Consider the following 18,442-nt stretch of genomic DNA (forward strand, 5'->3'; position numbering starts at 1 on the left):
TGAAAGATACTCTTCTTTTTCAAAAAATTTAACGTTAGCTTCATCAGAAATCTTTTTCAACAAAGGTTTCACTGTGAAAAGCATGTAGTTTTTAGTTTGTTTTTCTACATCAGCCATTTCACCATAGATTAAAGCTGTAGGTATCCCTATTGCCATTGCAACTTGATTTAAGAAACCGTTCGTTACTTTATTGATTTCTTCCACACTTTGACCCGAGTTTACACCACCCGATGTTTCCTCGTATTTAAAGCCTGGTTGTTGCGGAATGATAGCAATATCATTTTCCCCAACCGCTTTATACATGTCATCAATGAAATTTTGGAGTTTTGCTTGGTGATCTTTACTCTTTGCAGCAAGCATGTCCATATCAACTGTGGCACGAATTTGATTTTTACGTTTTTGAGAGCTTAATATCCTACCGAATAAATCACCATAATCAGCAAAAAGCCCATCAATAAGCGGTGATAGCTTGTCATTCCGATATCTTAAATGAATGACTTCACTTTGTTTAAAACTTCTTTTAAACTGATAATCTTTTACGGTGACATTTGTAAAAGTATCTTCAAACACAGCGTATTCGTTATGCTCAAAGTCATCAGCAATAAGTAAATCACCATCATCAGCTTGTACAATTAGCGCTTCATTATCATAAATAAGTTTGTAAATGAAACTCTCCCAAAAGGTACTTGCTGTCATATTCTTATTCGGTCTAACATTTAATCGGTAATAAAGCTCATCCTTTTCAAATTCTTCACCATTTTTCACTCTAAATTCTGACTGGCTAATTGTTCTACCTAAAAAGGATATACAGGTATCAATTACTAGTCGTTTCATGTGTAATCTATTTGCTTTATCGATAAACATTTCCACATCAAACATAAATCCTACTTCACTATTTCTTTTAAATACCGTATCCAGCCATCCAATGATTATCACCCCCTTTATTAGAATTTAATACCATCTAACATAAAGTCGAATTCATCCACAAGAATGTTATCCGCTTGCCATAATGCATGAATAAAGGCTTGGAATCCATCTGTTTTGCGCTTAAATTCATCTTTTTTCAGGTATTCTTTGTTGCCGTCTTTTTTGATGTGGACGTAGACATTGTTGGTGTACCAACGCATTAATGGATTATCTCCAAAAATAATACGATTGTTTGCAAATAACGTTTCAACTCGTGGAGCTAAAAGTGAATGAATCGCTTTTGGATTACGAATATATAACAATATGAAACCTTCAGCTTCAAGTGCTGTTTTAACAAGATCAAGACGGAATGTATCAGCTACTATTGTGTTAAATCCGTATATCTCACGCATTTTTACAAACCAATCCACAATATGAGAGATATTAATAACTGGCTCATCCACAATAGTTAGTAAGCCATTTTCAGCCCATTCATAAATAGGCGCTTTTAATTTCACCTTGTCCAAGAATCCTTTACGTACAAATGAATGACCTTTCCATATATAATCTTCACCATGCTTAAATAGCAAGCCGACTGCTGCGAAGTCTTTGATGCTGGCGAAGTCAAGACCGCCTACAGCTACTTTGTGCTTTAAATCTGGAACTTCTCTCAGTGTTTCTCCGTCTTCTTCAAAACCAGTACGCATGATTTCTTCCCATGAAGCTACAGACTTTGTTAAATCTACTTCCGGTATATTCATCCTCTTAGTCATGAAGTTTTCTCTATTAGACGGATCGTTTTCTAGATTTTTATACTGACGCATAACTTTCTTAAACAATCCTCTAGCGTATTGACTCATTGGCTTACTAAACATCGGATTTGCTTTTTCCCACATATCAGGATTATCTACTTCTTCAGCGTTATCAAGCTTACAAATAAAAGGAAACAATCTATCTTCTTTTTCTTTCCCTTTCAGGATATTCATAGCCCGCTCTTTCATTTTGTCAAGATAACCCTCACGAACAAATCCATCTGTGGTAATAAAAAATTCCCTAGAGTTAGGAACTTTACCTAAACCGCTAGAGAACACTTCTACAACATCGCTATTTTCATATCTATGTATCTCATCGTAAATAACACACCCGTCCCTTAACGAGTCTTTACTCCCTGCATTAGACGTATGAAATTCAAAAGTCGAACGAGTAGCTTTATTTGTTATCAATTGTTTTGTTGATACAAATAACTCATCTAATATTTCATGTTTTTTATTCTTTTCATAAACATCTATAAAAGAAGTTTTAGCCTGTCTTTCTGTATTAGCAACTACTGATACGTTGTAATGCTCAATACCGTGCAATTCGCTAATAAAGAAGTGTGTCAATGCACTAATCAATCCATTTTTACCAGCACCCCTTGCCATCATCCAGAAGTGTTGATCAAAATAAACATCCTCATATTCATCAAACAAAAATACAAATGCTATTAAAAATTTTTGAAAGGAATTTAATTTGAAATGCCACTTTTCTATGAAAGTTACACATTTATGAATTAAATCCATATCGAAATGTAGATTATTACGGGTTAATATATCTTGCTTTAAATAATGAATAAGCATGATGCGTTCTTTATTTAATACTACTGTTCCCGTTTCATATAGTTCTATATATTCACTTACATACTTATGAACAATCATATTAAATCACTTGCCGAATACTTCTTAATTTCTTTTTTATTATTTCCTTCTGGCAACAAATCCGTTAGTTGTTTAATGACCCTTTGATATGATTGATCACGGGTATTATATAACCGGGCAACAGGTCGTTCTCTTTCATACGGCTCTGTTTTATCAGATTGTGAGAACATTTCATAGTCACCATTCTCAGATATATCCATCCACATCTCATTTAATAAAACTCGTAATCTTGCTGCCTGAATAATTAATCCTTCAACCACTTTTAACTTACTAGGTGGGATGTCTTTAAATAATCTTTTTAAACGATTTTTTTCTTTGTTAACTAGCACCTCACGCTCATCAATGTCCGCCATAATATCACCTCGATTCAATCATATTTTCATACTGGGTAGGGGTCCTATACGAAACAACTTAAAAATCTGGAAAAACGACCCCCTCCTCCGGTGCCCCTTAGACGAAAAAAAGCCCAATTCTCGAGCCGGGGGGTGTTATTATCGAATCATTTTTACCACTTTTCATCGTTTTCCCATTTGTTTATCTTTTTAACAAACACTCTACCGTGTTCTTTATTATGGCAATCCACACAGACTGTTTCTAAGTTATCTATTTCTAATGCAAGTTCTGGATGATGTTCTAGTTCTTTTATATGATGGACAACGAGTTGAATCTTCTTACGCTTAGCACCCTCACTGTATTCATTAGTGTCCACACGAATACTACCATTGCGCTTACACTCTTGGCATTCATAGTTGTCACGCTTCTTAACTTGTTCACGTATACTCTTCCACTCACCACTGTCATAGAACTTACGCTTCTGTTGTTTAGTTTTATATTCTTTCATAGTTACTTCTCAATCTCTTTCTTCTTATGAAACTTACCAGCTATCTTCATTGTTGCTAATGCTGGCCACACTAGTGTGAAGATACAAATAAGAACTAACGTTACCACAATCGTTATCAACTCTTTATTCGGATCACCTTTATCATCTTTTAACAACTTAAGTACAGTTGAATACATCCCAGAAGAAATGTATATCATACCTACAATAAGATAAGCTAATAACCATAGCATTCTATCATTCTCCTTCCTCAATCTTTCCACGGAATTGAATATCAAGACATTTCTCGCAATAGAAACTCCCCAAGATATGGATAGATACTTGTTTATTATCAGCTTGTATCTGTGTTGTTTTACTATCCATCAATTGATATCTATGTTCACATTCTTTATTTTGATTGATATGTTGTTTGTACTTCTCTAACTTCCACATATCTACAAAAGCACCATTACACTTAGGACAAACTGTTACTTCTTGATATTCTTCTTTAGACGGATAATTAACTCTATCCTGATGATCACACACTAAACATTTAGAAGTATGATAATGGTTAATCTCATTACGAACCTCACACATCTATATCACCCCTTACACTTAAATCCTTTCTCCATTTATCTTTTTCCAGTAATTCTTTTATTGATGTTTGCATGAGATATTCCACAGAATAAAACATAGGTTTCTCGCCATACAGCTTATAATACTTAACATCTATTCCTGACTTTTTGTGTGCTTTTTCAAGTGGTTTAAGGTATTTGATATATGCTTTCTTATTAATAGACATAAGACCAAGTGCAGCAATCTTACCGTTTAAAACGCTGTCCAATTATCCTCACTCCTTATCTTTCCTTAGCATGTTCTTGAAACAATTGTATTTGCCGTTGGATTAATTCTAGAAACAGCTTCACTAATTGTCTTCCCATCTAAAACAGTAGGAACTTTTACTGTGATTCCATCCAATTCACTCTTACCTGTAAACTTACCCATAACCTTCTCCAACTTTTCTAATGCAACCACACACTCATTAGCAGCTTCCGTTACTTCCTTCATTTGTTTTAATGCTTCAGATGTATTAGCATCAATATTAATCTTTAATTTGTTATTAGCCGTTCTTTTCATCCTCCTAATCCTCATCTTTTATCCAATCAACACTATAAAAATCACTAAAAGCATCTAGATGCTCCAGCCGTTTAAATGCTTCATAGCTAATCTCCGCAGCGTACCAACCATGAGGTTCATCATACTCTGTTAGATAATACTTGCCATTATGCTCTCTAACTACTTTCATCTCATCCTCCTCCAAAATAAAAAAGTCGCCATCTATATTGATAGCGACATTTCAGATATTAACTATTCCCTAATCTCTTTTAATCCCTGTAACAAATGGTTTAAGCACAGACTTTGCAGTAACTCCTAAACTTCCATCAATTTTCACTTCTACGGTCTCAATTGAAGATATATGTAGAGGATTTATTGAAAGGTTAAAAAAATGAACAAATCCTTTATACAATTCACCTTTTTCATTTGAGATACGACTCATAAAGTCTTCCGGATGAACATCAAGGTCATACTCTTTACCACTGTCCATAACAACTCTTGTATGCAGTGTTCTTGACATACTTGCACACCTCCTTTCTATCATTCTATATTTCGACAAATAAACATAGCATCCTTTTATCGATATATAATTCCAAATGTATAGAAAGTGTTATTACTAGGATGAATTTGCATACAGTAAATGAAGTTTTATTCTTCTTTGAGCTAACAACCATGATATGTTGTTAGCTCAAAGAAGAGCAAAAGCCCTTCTCCGTACACACAACGTGAATTGCAATTGAATGTGAACTCGAGAAACAACTGTTCATCCAATTTGCAACCATCACCACCGGTTATGGCGATCCATTTTCAGTTATCAGGAATTTTGTGAGCAATGTTTTCCGCCACTACTCACAATACAAATATATCACGTTGATTCCAAAACAACCGGTACATTTACTGCCAAAAAGCGGTCACGACTCTGCCACCTTTTTAGGATTTTCCAATAAACTCATATCAAAATATCTTATTACTAATGTAGATTTAAGCAACTGAAATAATCTAAGTATGTCTGTCTTTGTAAGAGAGTCATAATCATAGAATCCATGAGCTATTGAGTTCCGATTCAACTCTTGACATATCTCATCAGGTATTTTCTCAAAAGTTTTTTTAAACATGCGAAATACTGAGATAGCAAAAACTTTTGTAAACTGTTCTTGCTCTATTTCACTATATACCTCAGGTTCTATTTTGTAATATAATCTCCGCACATTTGGTTTTTGTCTAATCGATACCACATCTGCCTTTATATTTCCTGCACGCCATGATGCTATAACGTGTTCAAAAGCTGCGAAAAGTGACATCGCACATAATTTATAAAATCCTCTCTTATATGCTTCATAAGTTTCCTGAATTAAGGTTACATGAAGTTCATACATAGGATCTTTAATAATTTCTTCTATGTATAAGTCCAAATTTTCATCAATATATTCTGATATAATCTCTTGAGTCATCTCACTATCTTCAATTGCATCAAGAATTTCAAAATCCAAGCACCAAAAATTCTTCTCATGTTCTTGTAATAAACTATCGATTTCTTTTATTCGTTCTGATGCTTTTTCACTTATTGATTCCCAATCAATGCTATTCATTAGACCTGTAATATGCTGGTTTATCTCTGAAAAAACGTACATATTTTCTAAAAAGACATCTTGCATGTCTATAAGAGGTTGCTGTATTGCTCTTATAGCCTCCATAGCACTTTTTTGTATATCTTGTATATTCTTGATAATCTGTGCTTCGTTTTGTACCCCCATTCTTACTTTTTCTCTTAACTTTTCTTTTTTCTTATTACGTTTATCTTCTTCATCTCGTTCTCCCATTGTTTACACCCCTTTCTTTATTTAACATTCTATCATTTAAATAAACGAGATAATAACATTTACATCCACTTACCCATATCTTATATTGTGTGTAACTGCCCCCTTCGCTGAATCGCTTGGTATCATTGACTTCATTTAACTTTCTCTTTTGAGTTACACAGTACGAAATTTATGAGTAACTGTATAGGGATACCACCAGCATTTTGCAAAATAACCTACGCTGTGTAAAAAAATAAAATAAGCTGCCCATGTGGACAGCTTATTTACATAATTATCGTTATTGGAAGTTCTATGGATTACTCTTCATTTAAGGTTTTAGAATTAGATGGGCATATTATATATAGAATCCTTAATGCAAATCCCCTCATAGTTTTCTGAATATTATGGGAGGATGTAAATACTGTGAACACTGTATATTTAGTGTTTAATTGATCTTATAATAAAAAAAGCGCGCTAAATTGAATTGAAAGGTGCAAAAACATGATTACAAATCAACAATTAGTAATAAATAATTTAGAAGAAAAATTAAAAGTATTTACTCATACAGTTAGTGGAGAACTTATAATAGAAGAAGATTTCGTCATAGCAAATACAGGAATTCCTACTGATACATTCAATGTAGTAGTGCCGAAATCTCCAAGTATCAAAAATGCAGCTAAGATTAGACATGGCATTGATAATTTTTCTCATGAAAAATATCCCTTTAGTATTTGGATTGATGCTCAGTATTTAACCGAGGATTGGACAAAACTTATGCAAGAATATGACCTAAAAGAAGCGGAACGTAATGTAATGATGAAACTTGAAAATACTCTTAATGTTGGGCAAAGAATTTCCGATCAACTTATGATTACTAATGTAAAAAATAATGAAGAACTTTTAAAATATATAGATGTATTCATGAGCTTATTTGAGGGTACACCAGAAAAAGACGCATTAGAAAGTTATTTTAATAAGTTTTCTCAAGTGAAATTAGGTTCAGAAGTTCAAATGTTTATTGGATGCATAGATGAAATGCCTGTAACTACGGGTTTATTAATAGAAAGCAAAGATAGTTATGGTATTTATGATGTGATGACAAAAGAAACATTTAGAGGTAAAGGAATTGGCAGTGAAATGTTTCAATTTCTTCTAAATCAAACAACGGATAAACAAAAACCAGTTGTATTACAAGCTTCAGATGATGGAAAAAATATCTATAAGAGATTTGGATTTATAGATGTGGGAGAAATGGTTGTATTTGAATAAGGAGTTTTCTTATTAAGCTAAAGGTGTGTTTTGATCAATCTTTGTTCAAAACACGCTTTTTCTTTTTGTTTGTTTATCAAGGTTATTTCTCTTAATAATTCCTTAGCGTATAAAATTTGCGTTATGTTGTCGAGATCGCAAACATAACATGTGGACTGTATATCATATTCACGCTCGGTTAACATAACGTCCTATTATCGGTAGCAAGGAAAAAGAAGGAGCTCTACTCTCTCAAAGGAACCTTCTTTTTTTGTTCTATGGATCTATGTATTTTTTTATACATTCCTATCCTGACGCGATTTTAGGGTTCTTGTTTGTTACTGGAACTGTATAAAATCTTGCATACTCTTAGCATAGTTTTTCTACAAACTGCTGCGATACTCCTAGATAAAAAAAGAAATAAGCAATGATTAGATTTTAAACCTAGTCATTGCTTTATCCATTGCATCTTGGTTTACACCTATATAGCGTAACGTGACCTTCTCTGACGAGTGATTGAATATCTCCATGAGTAATGCTATGTTTTTTGTTTGTATGTACATGTGATACCCGTATGTTTTTCTTAACGTATGTGTTCCTATTTCATCTAACCCGAACTCTGCCGCTGCTCCGCTTAATATCTTATATGCCATGCTACGACCAATTGGACGATTCTTACCTTGTCTGCTTTGCAATAAATACTCATTGTCTTCCCTTTCTATAATAAACCATTTAAGTTCTCTTTTCAGTGCTGCAGTAATTTGTATTCGTTTCTGTTTCCCTGTTTTCTTTTCCCGCATAGATATATGACTGCCTTTAACATCCCCTACTTTCAATTTCAAAATATCTGAGATTCTGAGACCTGTATTAATACCCATAATGAAGAGAATGTAATTACGTAAGCTCTTTTCCTTAAAATACTCTTTTAATTGCTGTATTTGCTCTGGATCACGTATTGGTTGAACAAAATTCATTATTCATTGCCTCCAGTTTCTTCTGTCTCATACACTTCTAATCTAAGAGCAAAAGCTAGTTTATAAAAAGCATTAGATTTATTTCGTCTATACGTACGCTCACTCATACCAATTTCGTTATAAACCATGTAATCAAAGACTTCTTCATCTTCTAAATATCGTTTTACAATAATATCCCTTTGGTTTTTACTAAAACGACTTAATGCCTTATCAATTTGAAAAGATAAACGTTGTAGTTTCACTTCTCTTTCACTCATAGCAACATTTGCTAAAGCAATATCTTCAGCTGGCTTCCCTACTATATTTGTCGGACCGTGATATCTTACCTCGCTAGATGCTGTAACCTTCATCTCATGTCTAATCATCCCAAATTGTTTATAAATACGAACGTTTTCAAGAATCTCTTCTACACGAATCTGCGTTGCTTTGCGATCAATTTTAGGTAAGAAAGTTAATTGCGTCATATATAAAAACACCCCTTATATATTTTGTTAATAAAAACAAAATAGCGGACACCGAACTATAGAGCGATATTACTAATGCTCTATAGTTCAGTGTCCGCTGGTTCTTCCAGTAGGACTAAATGTGTAATTGTTATTATTGTATCATTTTCTCATATTTTAGTAACTTTTTATTAGAAAAGGATTATTTTGTTCTAAATTTTTCGACCTCGTTTTTCTCGAAGTAATTGATAATTACGGATGATAACGTCCTTAGCGTTATTTCTTTTCGCTATATCCTCAACGATTACGGGTATCATATTTCTGTCCATTTTCTTATTGATCGTTATTGTTGCGCTGCCCTCATAATCACTTTTGTCTTTTTCATCATAAAAATATAAATTTGAATAACAAATTATTTATAGCTATCTGGATCTAAGATATCGATAATGCTTGTGCACATATCAATAAAAAGTATCGGCAATAAAAACATTTGTATTAACGTAATCTCTTCAGGCCACTTGAAATAAATTTCTTGTCCATCAGGGTTGTACTGAAATGTCAAAGTAAGACCAAACAACCCTGCACTAATCAAAATTTTAAACAGCATAATCGTACCTTTAACTGTCATTGACTTAAAACCCATCCACATGACAGCAATATTTATTACAGCGTAACTACCTATTATGATAAATATCCATTTTAAAACTGGCCACGCTACATCCATAGGTATTTTAAATGTTTCAATATTCATCATTTCACCCCCTTATTTTTCAATCTATCTATTATTATATAAGGAATTAAATAGAAATATAGTATATTTTGTAAATTATTACTCCTCCACCTCAATCCGCAACTTATAAGCCAGCTTCTGTATATCCTTGCGCGAACATTTCACTCTGCCCACTACTTTCGTCATTAAAATTTTTATCAAAAACTTAAAGCCACGCCATTCATTAGCGAGCTCTCCAAGTTCAACTTGAAGAGCTAAGATTTTCTTAGGTAATAAATCTTTTCCTTCCAAACCATGCTCCTTACCAATTCTTGCGTCTAATACTTTTTGCATTTGAAATAACCTTGATAGATTTATAATATTTGTATTCATTCCATACACACTCCCATTAAATTAATTGTGTTTTCCGTTCATCCATACGAATTACTTTTCCACTTTGATATATAAATGATTGTTCACCAAATCCACCTTGAGGTGGTTCTATTAATTGTACCTGACCATTTTTAACAATATATATTCCGTTTGTTTTCAAATCTATTTCAGCTGTCATTTCTATAAGATTTTCTTTTCTAATTCCCACCACAATCACTCCCATATGTTATAATTACTTTGTCGAATAATTATGTCGGGAGCAATCTCGGCTTTTTTGTTTGTCTACAAATATCGCACAACATTTTCTGGAACAAATGATTGTTCAAAAGATAAATGAAGCCGTATTGGAATCGGCTCTTTGTTATCCCTTGCTCTCTTACATATTTCTTCAGCCTCTTCCCACACAAATTCTTTATCCTCCACTCGCTTATAACGCCAAATCCCAATTGTATAATCCTCAAATAATTCGTAACGTTCATCAGGCGCTGTCGTTGGTTTTAATTCATCGATTGCTTTGGCCTGACGTGGTATTTGTACAACCACATCTGTATACCTTAATTTTGAATTTAAACGCTGAATATGAGCTTTCTTAGGATCAAATGATACAACTGGTTCCACATCAAAAATTGTTAATTGTTTTGGCATTGTTTTTCCCCTCCAATACCTGCAATCCTGCAATTAGGATTCCTTCAAGCTGTGTTAACGTTAGTTGATCTAATGTTTGTCCGTTAATTTCAGCTAATCCTAACCCCAATAATTTACGAATGATTATTAGTTTTCTACGTTCTACTTCCTGACGTAACAACATGATTAAATTAAGCCTCCTGTTGATGATTGAACTTTCTCTCTAAATTTACAAATTTACTAAATTCTTTAATGAATGCTAGTTCAACAACACCAACTGGACCATTTCGCTGTTTCGCTAAAATAATTTCCGTTATGTTTTTATTTTCTGTCTCGCGGTCATAGTAATCTTCACGGTATAAGAATGCAATTAAATCCGCATCTTGCTCAATTTGACCATTTTCACGTAAATCAGATAGCAACGGTCTCTTATCTTGCCTACTTTCTACCGCACGACTTAACTGTGATAATGCAACTACACATACATTTAATTCTCTTGCCATCAGTTTTAACTTACGACTAATCTCACCTATTTCTTGCATGCGGTTCCCTCTATGCTTTGGATCCCCTACAATAAGCTGCAAGTAATCAATTGCAATTAAAACCTTTTTATCAGAGTACTTACGCTTTAATTTCCTAGTTTTAGCATAAATCTCTTGCATCGTGACATTTGCTTTATCGTAAATCTCTAATGGCAAATCATTAATTAATCCCATCGCTTGACTAATCTTTTCCCAATCCTTTAAATTACATAGCTTCTTAGGATTCTTTAATTTCGTAGCATCTATATTTCCAGTACTTGAGATCATTCTCTTTAGTAGCTGCTCTTCTCCCATCTCTAGTGAAAAGATTCCTGTTGCTGTATGAGCACTTGCTGCATGAAAAGCAACGTTTAATACAAATGCTGTTTTCCCCATTGAAGGACGGGCACCGACAATGATTAAATCACCTTCTTGTAACCCTGCTGTCATTCTGTTCAGGTCGTCATAACCAGTTGGTATACCAGTTAAATCTCCTACATCAATTTGCATGTTCTTATACAAATCAACAAGCGTATCTTTCAAGTTAAATTCATCTGAGTAACCCGTTTCTTCAATGGCGCTTAATTCATCAATTGATGTACTAATAGCACTCATATCCCTATCTTGCTGAAGGCGGTTATATAAATTACCAGCAACCTCCTGAGCATGTCGCATTTTCCAAGCTTCGATAACTAAGCCTTCGTGATACGAGAAATTTTTAGTGGTCGTAACAACTTCTGTTAAGTTTACAAAGAATTCGATTCCTCCAATTTGATGCATAAAGTTTTCATCGAATTTTCCAATGAGAGCAACAAGATCTATCGGAATCTCAGCATCCTCTAATTCTCTCATCGCCTTAAAAATCACTTGGTGTGTTGGTAAAGAAAACTGTTTTACCTTTAGCTGACAATCTTTAATTAAATCGCCTTCTTGGATTATGCTACCTAAAACACTTTGTTCAGCTTCAACATTGCGAATCATATCGTTACTCATTTGGCCAACCACGCATTCTGTTGGTTAAGTACTGCAAGTTCTTCTTCTGTTGGAATGTTCTGCTCCCATGCTTGTTGCTGCTGTATTACGTTTTTAGTAGATTCCGATAAACCTTTTTGTTGATAAGGTGCTTGTGTCTGTTGCTGCGCTTTTGTTAATCTCTGAGCACGAAATGCTTTATCAGCTGCCTCAACATCAGTTACTGTTTTAAAACCTTTAAGATGCCAATCTCTTAAAATCGTATTTACGTAAGACATGTTTCTCGTATTCTTCTCTAAAGCAATCTCCATAGCCTTAATAACTAGCTCTGCATTTAAATCATCTATCCATGCATGAATACCATCTGCAATAAAAGGTGTAATCAGTCCGAAGTTTTGTTCATAAAAAGAAATTGGATTAACCTCAACAACTTCTTCCGCGCCTGCGCGTTCTTCTTGTTGTTGTTCTTTTTCTTCTTCTTTTTCTTTTTCTTTTTCTTTTTCCTTGCTAGGGTCTTGGAAGCCCCTTATAAGCCCCTCCAAACGAACTGATAAATACTCCTTAATACGAGGGATTTTAAAATCTTGCTCTTTTTCTAATTGCAAACAAGTTTCATAGAAATCAACTAAAAAATCCTGATCCTTCACAGATTGAATCTCTTTTAAGACACACTTTTCAATGTTTACATTTTTAATTGGATTGAATTTCAACCAATTGATTAAGAACAACTCTTTTGTTTTTTTGTTGTAATTAATTTTTCCATATTCAGCAAAACGTTCTAATAGCTTCATAACAGTTTCACGGTTATATCCTGTATCAGTTTCAATGATACGAAGTGGAAGCTCATAAATTCCTGATTGAGACGTCTTACTGTTTGTCATCAAATATAAATAGAAATACTTCTCCTCCGGTGTAAGATCTAAAACAAATGAATCCTGCCAAAATGAAACATGTACTGGTCTATAAACTGCCATATTATTCATCCTCCCGTTTACATATCGCGAATCCGCCCTCTACACGTAATAAGCGATAATTCTTGTATCCTATTTTGAGATATTGTTTTACTAAGTAAATTAGGTGTTGCTCTGATGTTGCTTGTTGAAACACTTTAGGATTCAGCAACACTCTATGTAACGATTTGTCTAAAAGCATGTAGCACACTCCGTTGTTATACGATTGCTAATTTGATATAATTAATCCCAAGATCTTTTGCAAGACCGTTTGTCTATCACTCTGCCAAGTGATAGATCTTTTTATTTTCTACGTGTTACTAACGAAGCGTTAACTCCTCGTGCTCTTAAATCTTTAATAACTACACGATAACTCATAGATGCCTCATGTTCCTCTTTTGTATCACGAAGCATTTTAAATTCCCTTATACATCGCTCCAGCTCTTCTTCCCAGTGATTTGATTCTTCGGTTGATTCTGCATTAAACATGTTATGAATACATTCACTCATACAGTTACGAAGTTTATTCGCAAATGAAAAATCCCCAGGAAGAACTAAATCATGAAGACGATTGTTTTTATCGTTCATGAATTACATCTCCTTTCTAATTAATTTGATGCTGTACGCATCGTTACAACCAGAAAGGAACATTGTAGAGGTATGGGAGGAACAATCCCTTTCTGGTCATAACGACAAGCACAGTGGCTTGTCCAAATGATTTATATAATGTTATAATTGCTTTACGATATTTTTCAGAGCTACTGTTGTCTAGGCGGTAGCTTTTTTATTTACCCATTTATGCTTCAAAATAAATGATGCTTCTATAATTTTGATTCGAATTCCCAACAATTTCTTCTCTTGCTTTAACTCAACTGTTTTTGAATCCTCATTAAGTAATTCTGCTATTTTAATTTCACCAGTTAGTTTTGCATCATATCGAATTAATTCCTTGTATTCTCTTAGACTCGGTTTCTTATAATCTACTGTCATTTTCCTTCCTCCCTTAAAGCACCTTTGTTAAATTCATTAAGCTATCCACCGATTGAATAATAACGTTCTCCGCTATAGCCTTTTGCAACCAACTTCTTTGTATTTGTTCCATAATGCCAAAATGAACTTGCTCAAGAGCTTGTACTACACATTGAGTAGCTTGGATTGTATCGAAGATTTCTTTTGCATGAACTGCGTATTCATGTTTCTTTTTTTCATCATGCTTCCATGACCTTGTTGTAACTTGTAAGTTCATGATTTCCTTTGCTGCCGCAATCCCCTCTTCAGCTTGTTTAATGTAGTTCATCAGTTGTAAATTCACATCTTGAGTTAAGCGTGGATCTGTAGGCGGTAATCCAACACCATAAATATGTTTGATTGCTTGTTGATTCAACTTTGCTCCTGTTGCATGGCACCAATCCATCGCAAGTTCAAATTCTGGTTTAGAAAGTCCTGATTCAATACGGGTTAATCTTTCATGTGTAATACCAAGGTACTTAGATAGCCCTTTCTTCGTTTTCAGCTGAACATTGTCACAACATTCTCTAGCATTCTGTAATAATTCCCCTATCGCTGAATTGCAGTATATGCTTGTTCCCATATCTGTTCGCCTCCATATTTAGTTTTCAAATGGTTACAATGAACTTAGTACATATGTAACTTGTCTACTTTTCGTATAAAAAGAGAGGAACTATTCCTCAACGTTTGCTTTTACTTGTATCTCTTTGATGATGGCCCAACCAGCCTTGTAATATGCTTGACGGATTTTATCAATATCCTTTTGTGATTTTGGCTCAGGAGCCACAACATGGACTTTCGTTTTTCCGAATTCATAAGTCGCCGCATATTCTTCTTGTTGGCTCATGGTGTCACCTCTTGAAGTGCTTTTTATATGTTTATGCGACGGGTCTGTTGGTACTGCCATGTTAGTTGTTGGCATTTTCTCACCTACTTTTACACAAGTTTCATCAAAAATTCCACTTTACGTGTAATATTTACTCAAAAAAAATTGATGGATGTTCATTTAGTGCTTTTGCAACACACTTTAATTCTTGTGCTTTAAACGAACGTTTCCCTGCTTCTTTCATGTTATAAGCTGATACAGAAATACTAAGTTCTTTTCCCATAAATACTTGTGAAATACCCTTAGAAATTCTTAATTCCCGTATCTTTTGATTAATCTCCATTTAACACCACCTCATTCCACGTAACGTGAACCTTATGTATCAATAATAATTCCACGTAACGTGAAAGTCAATAACTTCATTAACTTTTAGTGAATAAAGTTTCACATAACGTGAAATATTGTTAAAATAATTAACGAAAAGACAAATGGAAGAATGGAAGGATAAACTATGACTTTAGGCTATAGATTAAAAAAAGAAAGAGAAAGACGCAAATGGTCTCAAAAGTTTGTCGCCGAAAAAATCGGTATTACAAATACTGTCCTTTCAAATTATGAACGCGACTATCGTGATCCTGATACAACAACATTAGGAAAATTAGCTGATTTATATGAAATATCTACAGACGAATTATTGGGTAGGTCTAACAAACTTTCTAAAAAAGAAGAACGTGATATTGCACGTGATTTAGAAAAAACATTAGAAGAATTAGAAAATAGCGAAGATGCTTTAATGTTTGATGGAGAACCAATAGATGAACACACAAAAGAAATGATTCGTATTTCTCTAGAAAACTCTATGCGCATGGCAAAACAATTAGCCAAACAAAAATTCACTCCAAACAAGTACAAAAAAGATTGAACGGAGCGAGAAATGAAGATTAAAGACTACGTACTGAAAATCGTAAAAAAACACGGCACAACAAACCCCTTTGAAATTGCTAAACGAAAAGATATTATAGTGTTGTTTGAAGACCTTGGGAATACTCTTGGTTTTTACAACACTTATAAACGCTTTAAATTCATTCATATTAATAATCGAATTAACGAAACCACTCAACAATTTGTTTGTGCACATGAATTAGGTCATGCTGTACTTCATCCTAAAGCAAATACCCCCTTCTTGCGTAACCAAACCTTCTTTTCAGTGGATCGCTTAGAAATCGAAGCAAATACATTTGCTGTAGAATTGTTACTTACCGATGAAATGATTTCTGCTTATAAAGATACTCGTTTATCTATTCAAGAAATTGCGGAGGCTCATGGGATTCCTGGAGGATTCGCCCGTTTAAAAACTTACGTTTATTAAGAAAGCAGACGTAATTCTATTAACTTATGGAGGATTAATAATGAAAAAGTACCTAGTACCATTTACAGCACTCTTTTTATCTATTGGACTAGTTGGTTGTGATACTAACAATCCAGTTAAAGAAGAACAACAACACGCACAAGAAGAAACAAAGAATGTAGAAGAACAACGTCAGGTAGAAGAAAAATTAAAACAAGAAGAACAACAACGTCAAGAAGCTGAAGTCCAACGCCAAGCAGAGGAAAAAATGAAGCAAGAAGAACAACAACGTCAGGAAGCTGAAGCCCAACGCCAAGCAGAAGAAAAAGCGAAGCAAGAACAAGCAGCCAAAGCAGAACAACATCAGAATCAAGAAAAACAAAAACAACTCGAAGAAAATGATTCCAGTAATCAATCGGCACCAAAAATAGAAGGGCCCGAATTAGAGCGATTCAAGGAGGAGCAAATAAGAAAACTTCAAGCCGCTGATCCCAAAGAGAAAGAGGAAGCTTTTGATAGGGCGGCAGCCTCTCGCCGTGAACGATTCGAGAGACAAGAAATTGAAAAAATGGATTGCGATACAGCACGTTCTGTGTTATCTCAATTAGAACAAATGGATGACAATCCGATTGCAAAAAAACAGGCACTTGATTATCAAGATAAAATAGCCAGTTGCAACAAAGCAAGTAATTAAACAACTCGAAAAAGGTAAAGCAATTTCAGAATTTTTTTGTAGTAATCTAAAGTTTTTAATTTTGGTATGCTCTATTACAACCCAAAACCAATACTCCATTTTTAAGAAATAAAACCTTTTTTTCTGTAGATCGATTAGAGATCGAAGCAAATACATTTGCAGTCGAACTCTTACTACCTGATGAAATGATTTCTGAATATCAAGATACAAATCTATTAATTCAAGAAATAGCTGAGATCTATGGAATTCCAGAAAGTGTTGCTCGTTTAAAAAGTTATTAATATGAATTTAAAATACAACTTTATAAGTTAGGAGCTACATAAATGAAAATATTTTTCTCATTTCTATTTGCAATAGCAATGCTGGCCACGTTTATTTTATTAATCACATCTTTGGTATTTCGTTTAAAAAAGAAACCAAACACTAAGAAATATTTTAAGTTTACAGGTATAGCCTTTATTTTATCTATTATTTCATTAATTGTAGTTAACATGAACATGACACCACAAGAAAAACAAGAAATTCTCGCTAAACAAAAAGCTGAAGAAAAACAAAAAAACGAAGAGAAACAAAAAGCTAAGGAGCAAAAAGAAGCTGAAGAAAAGCTAAAAGCCGAGGAAAAACAAAAGGAAAAAGAGAAAAAAGAGGCTGAAGAAAAGCTAAAAGCCGAAGAAAAACAAAAAGCTAAAGAACAAAAAGAAGCTGAAGAAGAGCTAAAAGCCGAAGAAAAACAAAAAGCTAAAGAACAAAAAGAAGCTGAAGAAAAGCTAAAAGCCGAAGAAAAACAAAAAGATAAAGAACAAAAGGAAGCTGAAGAAAAGCTAAAAGCCGAAGAAAAACAAAAAGCTAAAGAACAAAAAGAAGCTGAGGAGAAACAAAAAGCTGAAGAAAAGAAATTAGCTGAGGAACAAAAAAAGGCTGAAGAAAAACAAAAAGAATTTACTTCCTATGCCCAAAACATTAGAGGTGGCAATTTTATTAAGGATATGAAACTTAATAATAAAGAAGCTGAAATTACATTCCATGATTCATTTGCATCTTATAAATTAGCAAAATCAGATAGCAACGTCACAGAGGAACTATATAAACAATATTTTTCAACTGGAGATGCTATTGAGAAAATGTTTGTAAGTGAACCTGCGAGATTACTAAGACAATTTCCAGATTTGAATACAGTAAAAATTACTCTGCCGTTCAATGGGAAAACATATAGTACTAACTTGGATAGAGATTCTTTAAATACCTATCTTGGATTTAAGATTGAAGATTTAAAAGTTGAAGATCAGTCTTGGGGTAAAAAATTTAATGATCAATATGTTTACAATAAATCTAAACGTACAAAATTCTTTAATCATTTCGTTACTATTCAATAAATCAATTTAAAGCCCTTATTAATGGGC

General features: G+C 33.7%; 29 protein-coding genes and 2 pseudogenes. 6 read left to right on the top strand and 25 right to left on the bottom strand.

Annotated elements, in window-relative coordinates; genetic code table 11:
- The 11 genes from ACQGSG_RS18800 to ACQGSG_RS18850 all read right to left on the bottom strand — a co-directional run.
- Positions 1 to 936, bottom strand: a 936-nt coding sequence (locus tag ACQGSG_RS18800; RefSeq protein ID WP_426947794.1) for a phage portal protein, incomplete at its 3' end; no start/stop codon positions are given.
- An 8-nt stretch (positions 937 to 944) separates the two neighbouring features.
- A complete protein-coding gene (locus tag ACQGSG_RS18805) occupies positions 945 to 2,600 on the bottom strand; it encodes a terminase TerL endonuclease subunit (protein ID WP_325842610.1) in 1,656 nt (551 codons plus the stop codon).
- Positions 2,597 to 2,953, bottom strand: coding sequence for a hypothetical protein (locus ACQGSG_RS18810; RefSeq protein WP_000763336.1), 357 nt, complete (start codon positions 2,951 to 2,953; stop codon positions 2,597 to 2,599). The genes ACQGSG_RS18805 and ACQGSG_RS18810 overlap by 4 nt, the downstream gene beginning before the upstream one ends.
- Before the next feature lie 152 nt (positions 2,954 to 3,105).
- Positions 3,106 to 3,441 carry an HNH endonuclease gene (locus ACQGSG_RS18815; RefSeq protein ID WP_426947796.1) on the bottom strand — a complete coding sequence of 112 codons (336 nt, stop codon included), beginning with the start codon at positions 3,439 to 3,441 and terminating at the stop codon, positions 3,106 to 3,108.
- 2 nt (positions 3,442 to 3,443) lie between these two features.
- Entirely contained in the window at positions 3,444 to 3,671 is a 228-nt protein-coding gene (locus ACQGSG_RS18820; RefSeq protein WP_426947798.1) for a hypothetical protein, read from the bottom strand.
- A gap of 4 nt (positions 3,672 to 3,675) precedes the next feature.
- Positions 3,676 to 4,014 (bottom strand): hypothetical protein, encoded by a 339-nt coding sequence (locus ACQGSG_RS18825; protein WP_426947800.1) that lies wholly within the window; start codon positions 4,012 to 4,014, stop codon positions 3,676 to 3,678.
- Positions 4,007 to 4,261, bottom strand: a complete 255-nt coding sequence (locus ACQGSG_RS18830; RefSeq protein WP_426947801.1) for a hydrolase — start codon at positions 4,259 to 4,261, stop codon at positions 4,007 to 4,009. The genes ACQGSG_RS18825 and ACQGSG_RS18830 overlap by 8 nt, the downstream gene beginning before the upstream one ends.
- Before the next feature lie 23 nt (positions 4,262 to 4,284).
- On the bottom strand, positions 4,285 to 4,554 hold the full coding sequence (locus ACQGSG_RS18835; protein ID WP_426947803.1) for a hypothetical protein: 270 nt from the start codon (positions 4,552 to 4,554) through the stop codon (positions 4,285 to 4,287).
- 4 nt (positions 4,555 to 4,558) lie between these two features.
- Positions 4,559 to 4,723, bottom strand: a complete 165-nt coding sequence (locus tag ACQGSG_RS18840; RefSeq protein ID WP_426947804.1) for a hypothetical protein — start codon at positions 4,721 to 4,723, stop codon at positions 4,559 to 4,561.
- 69 nt (positions 4,724 to 4,792) lie between these two features.
- Complete coding sequence (locus ACQGSG_RS18845; RefSeq protein ID WP_098877372.1) at positions 4,793 to 5,053, bottom strand: hypothetical protein; 261 nt, start codon at positions 5,051 to 5,053, stop codon at positions 4,793 to 4,795.
- A 391-nt stretch (positions 5,054 to 5,444) separates the two neighbouring features.
- The gene (locus tag ACQGSG_RS18850) at positions 5,445 to 6,353 is read right to left on the bottom strand and encodes a hypothetical protein (RefSeq protein WP_426947806.1); all 909 of its coding nucleotides are present in this window, start codon (positions 6,351 to 6,353) and stop codon (positions 5,445 to 5,447) included.
- Between the two features lie 480 nt (positions 6,354 to 6,833).
- Here ACQGSG_RS18850 and ACQGSG_RS18855 point away from each other — a divergent pair, with 480 nt between their 5' ends.
- Positions 6,834 to 7,601: a GNAT family N-acetyltransferase gene (locus ACQGSG_RS18855; RefSeq protein ID WP_325842604.1), complete on the top strand. Its 768-nt coding sequence runs from the start codon at positions 6,834 to 6,836 to the stop codon at positions 7,599 to 7,601.
- Between the two features lie 410 nt (positions 7,602 to 8,011).
- Here ACQGSG_RS18855 and ACQGSG_RS18860 read toward each other — a convergent pair whose 3' ends face one another.
- From ACQGSG_RS18860 to ACQGSG_RS18925, 14 genes and pseudogenes are all read right to left on the bottom strand, one after another.
- Positions 8,012 to 8,554 carry a site-specific integrase gene (locus tag ACQGSG_RS18860; protein WP_277511188.1) on the bottom strand — a complete coding sequence of 181 codons (543 nt, stop codon included), beginning with the start codon at positions 8,552 to 8,554 and terminating at the stop codon, positions 8,012 to 8,014.
- On the bottom strand, positions 8,554 to 9,018 hold the full coding sequence (locus tag ACQGSG_RS18865; RefSeq protein ID WP_325842603.1) for an ArpU family phage packaging/lysis transcriptional regulator: 465 nt from the start codon (positions 9,016 to 9,018) through the stop codon (positions 8,554 to 8,556). Before ACQGSG_RS18865 ends, ACQGSG_RS18860 begins: the two co-directional genes overlap by 1 nt.
- 391 nt (positions 9,019 to 9,409) lie before the next feature.
- Complete coding sequence (locus ACQGSG_RS18870; RefSeq protein ID WP_325842602.1) at positions 9,410 to 9,748, bottom strand: hypothetical protein; 339 nt, start codon at positions 9,746 to 9,748, stop codon at positions 9,410 to 9,412.
- Between the two features lie 183 nt (positions 9,749 to 9,931).
- Positions 9,932 to 10,084: pseudogene (locus ACQGSG_RS18875) on the bottom strand (dUTP diphosphatase); the annotation flags it as partial.
- Positions 10,085 to 10,115: 31 nt separating this feature from the next.
- The gene (locus ACQGSG_RS18880; RefSeq protein WP_098963431.1) at positions 10,116 to 10,307 is read right to left on the bottom strand and encodes a DUF3954 domain-containing protein; all 192 of its coding nucleotides are present in this window, start codon (positions 10,305 to 10,307) and stop codon (positions 10,116 to 10,118) included.
- A gap of 74 nt (positions 10,308 to 10,381) precedes the next feature.
- A complete protein-coding gene (locus ACQGSG_RS18885) occupies positions 10,382 to 10,744 on the bottom strand; it encodes a cell division protein SepF (RefSeq protein ID WP_325842601.1) in 363 nt (120 codons plus the stop codon).
- The gene (locus ACQGSG_RS18890) at positions 10,719 to 10,907 is read right to left on the bottom strand and encodes a hypothetical protein (protein WP_325842600.1); all 189 of its coding nucleotides are present in this window, start codon (positions 10,905 to 10,907) and stop codon (positions 10,719 to 10,721) included. The genes ACQGSG_RS18885 and ACQGSG_RS18890 overlap by 26 nt, the downstream gene beginning before the upstream one ends.
- 7 nt (positions 10,908 to 10,914) lie before the next feature.
- Positions 10,915 to 12,237, bottom strand: a complete 1,323-nt coding sequence (gene dnaB / locus ACQGSG_RS18895) for a replicative DNA helicase (protein ID WP_325842599.1) — start codon at positions 12,235 to 12,237, stop codon at positions 10,915 to 10,917.
- Entirely contained in the window at positions 12,234 to 13,190 is a 957-nt protein-coding gene (locus ACQGSG_RS18900) for a DnaD domain protein (protein ID WP_325842598.1), read from the bottom strand. Before ACQGSG_RS18900 ends, dnaB begins: the two co-directional genes overlap by 4 nt.
- 279 nt (positions 13,191 to 13,469) lie before the next feature.
- Positions 13,470 to 13,754, bottom strand: a complete 285-nt coding sequence (locus tag ACQGSG_RS18905) for a hypothetical protein (protein WP_000998370.1) — start codon at positions 13,752 to 13,754, stop codon at positions 13,470 to 13,472.
- A gap of 180 nt (positions 13,755 to 13,934) precedes the next feature.
- Positions 13,935 to 14,156 carry a hypothetical protein gene (locus tag ACQGSG_RS18910; RefSeq protein WP_000215317.1) on the bottom strand — a complete coding sequence of 74 codons (222 nt, stop codon included), beginning with the start codon at positions 14,154 to 14,156 and terminating at the stop codon, positions 13,935 to 13,937.
- A 13-nt stretch (positions 14,157 to 14,169) separates the two neighbouring features.
- A complete protein-coding gene (locus ACQGSG_RS18915; protein ID WP_086407749.1) occupies positions 14,170 to 14,757 on the bottom strand; it encodes a sporulation sigma factor-processing peptidase in 588 nt (195 codons plus the stop codon).
- A gap of 90 nt (positions 14,758 to 14,847) precedes the next feature.
- The gene (locus ACQGSG_RS18920; protein ID WP_063537157.1) at positions 14,848 to 15,096 is read right to left on the bottom strand and encodes a hypothetical protein; all 249 of its coding nucleotides are present in this window, start codon (positions 15,094 to 15,096) and stop codon (positions 14,848 to 14,850) included.
- Between the two features lie 55 nt (positions 15,097 to 15,151).
- Positions 15,152 to 15,343 (bottom strand): helix-turn-helix transcriptional regulator, encoded by a 192-nt coding sequence (locus tag ACQGSG_RS18925; RefSeq protein ID WP_325842596.1) that lies wholly within the window; start codon positions 15,341 to 15,343, stop codon positions 15,152 to 15,154.
- Between the two features lie 168 nt (positions 15,344 to 15,511).
- On the opposite strand from ACQGSG_RS18925, the gene ACQGSG_RS18930 reads away from it, so the two are divergent.
- From ACQGSG_RS18930 to ACQGSG_RS18950, 5 genes and pseudogenes are all read left to right on the top strand, one after another.
- The gene (locus ACQGSG_RS18930) at positions 15,512 to 15,922 is read left to right on the top strand and encodes a helix-turn-helix domain-containing protein (protein ID WP_000172329.1); all 411 of its coding nucleotides are present in this window, start codon (positions 15,512 to 15,514) and stop codon (positions 15,920 to 15,922) included.
- A 12-nt stretch (positions 15,923 to 15,934) separates the two neighbouring features.
- A complete protein-coding gene (locus tag ACQGSG_RS18935; protein ID WP_098300744.1) occupies positions 15,935 to 16,369 on the top strand; it encodes an ImmA/IrrE family metallo-endopeptidase in 435 nt (144 codons plus the stop codon).
- 40 nt (positions 16,370 to 16,409) lie between these two features.
- Positions 16,410 to 17,042 carry a hypothetical protein gene (locus tag ACQGSG_RS18940; protein WP_325842595.1) on the top strand — a complete coding sequence of 211 codons (633 nt, stop codon included), beginning with the start codon at positions 16,410 to 16,412 and terminating at the stop codon, positions 17,040 to 17,042.
- Positions 17,043 to 17,107: 65 nt separating this feature from the next.
- A pseudogene (locus tag ACQGSG_RS18945) lies at positions 17,108 to 17,323 on the top strand (ImmA/IrrE family metallo-endopeptidase); the annotation flags it as partial.
- A 42-nt stretch (positions 17,324 to 17,365) separates the two neighbouring features.
- On the top strand, positions 17,366 to 18,415 hold the full coding sequence (locus tag ACQGSG_RS18950) for a hypothetical protein (protein ID WP_426947812.1): 1,050 nt from the start codon (positions 17,366 to 17,368) through the stop codon (positions 18,413 to 18,415).
- Positions 18,416 to 18,442: the final 27 nt, after the last annotated feature.

The organism is Bacillus sp. GMa5/1, from assembly GCF_050172015.1.
Taxonomy (GTDB): Bacteria; Bacillota; Bacilli; order Bacillales; family Bacillaceae_G; genus Bacillus_A; species Bacillus_A cereus.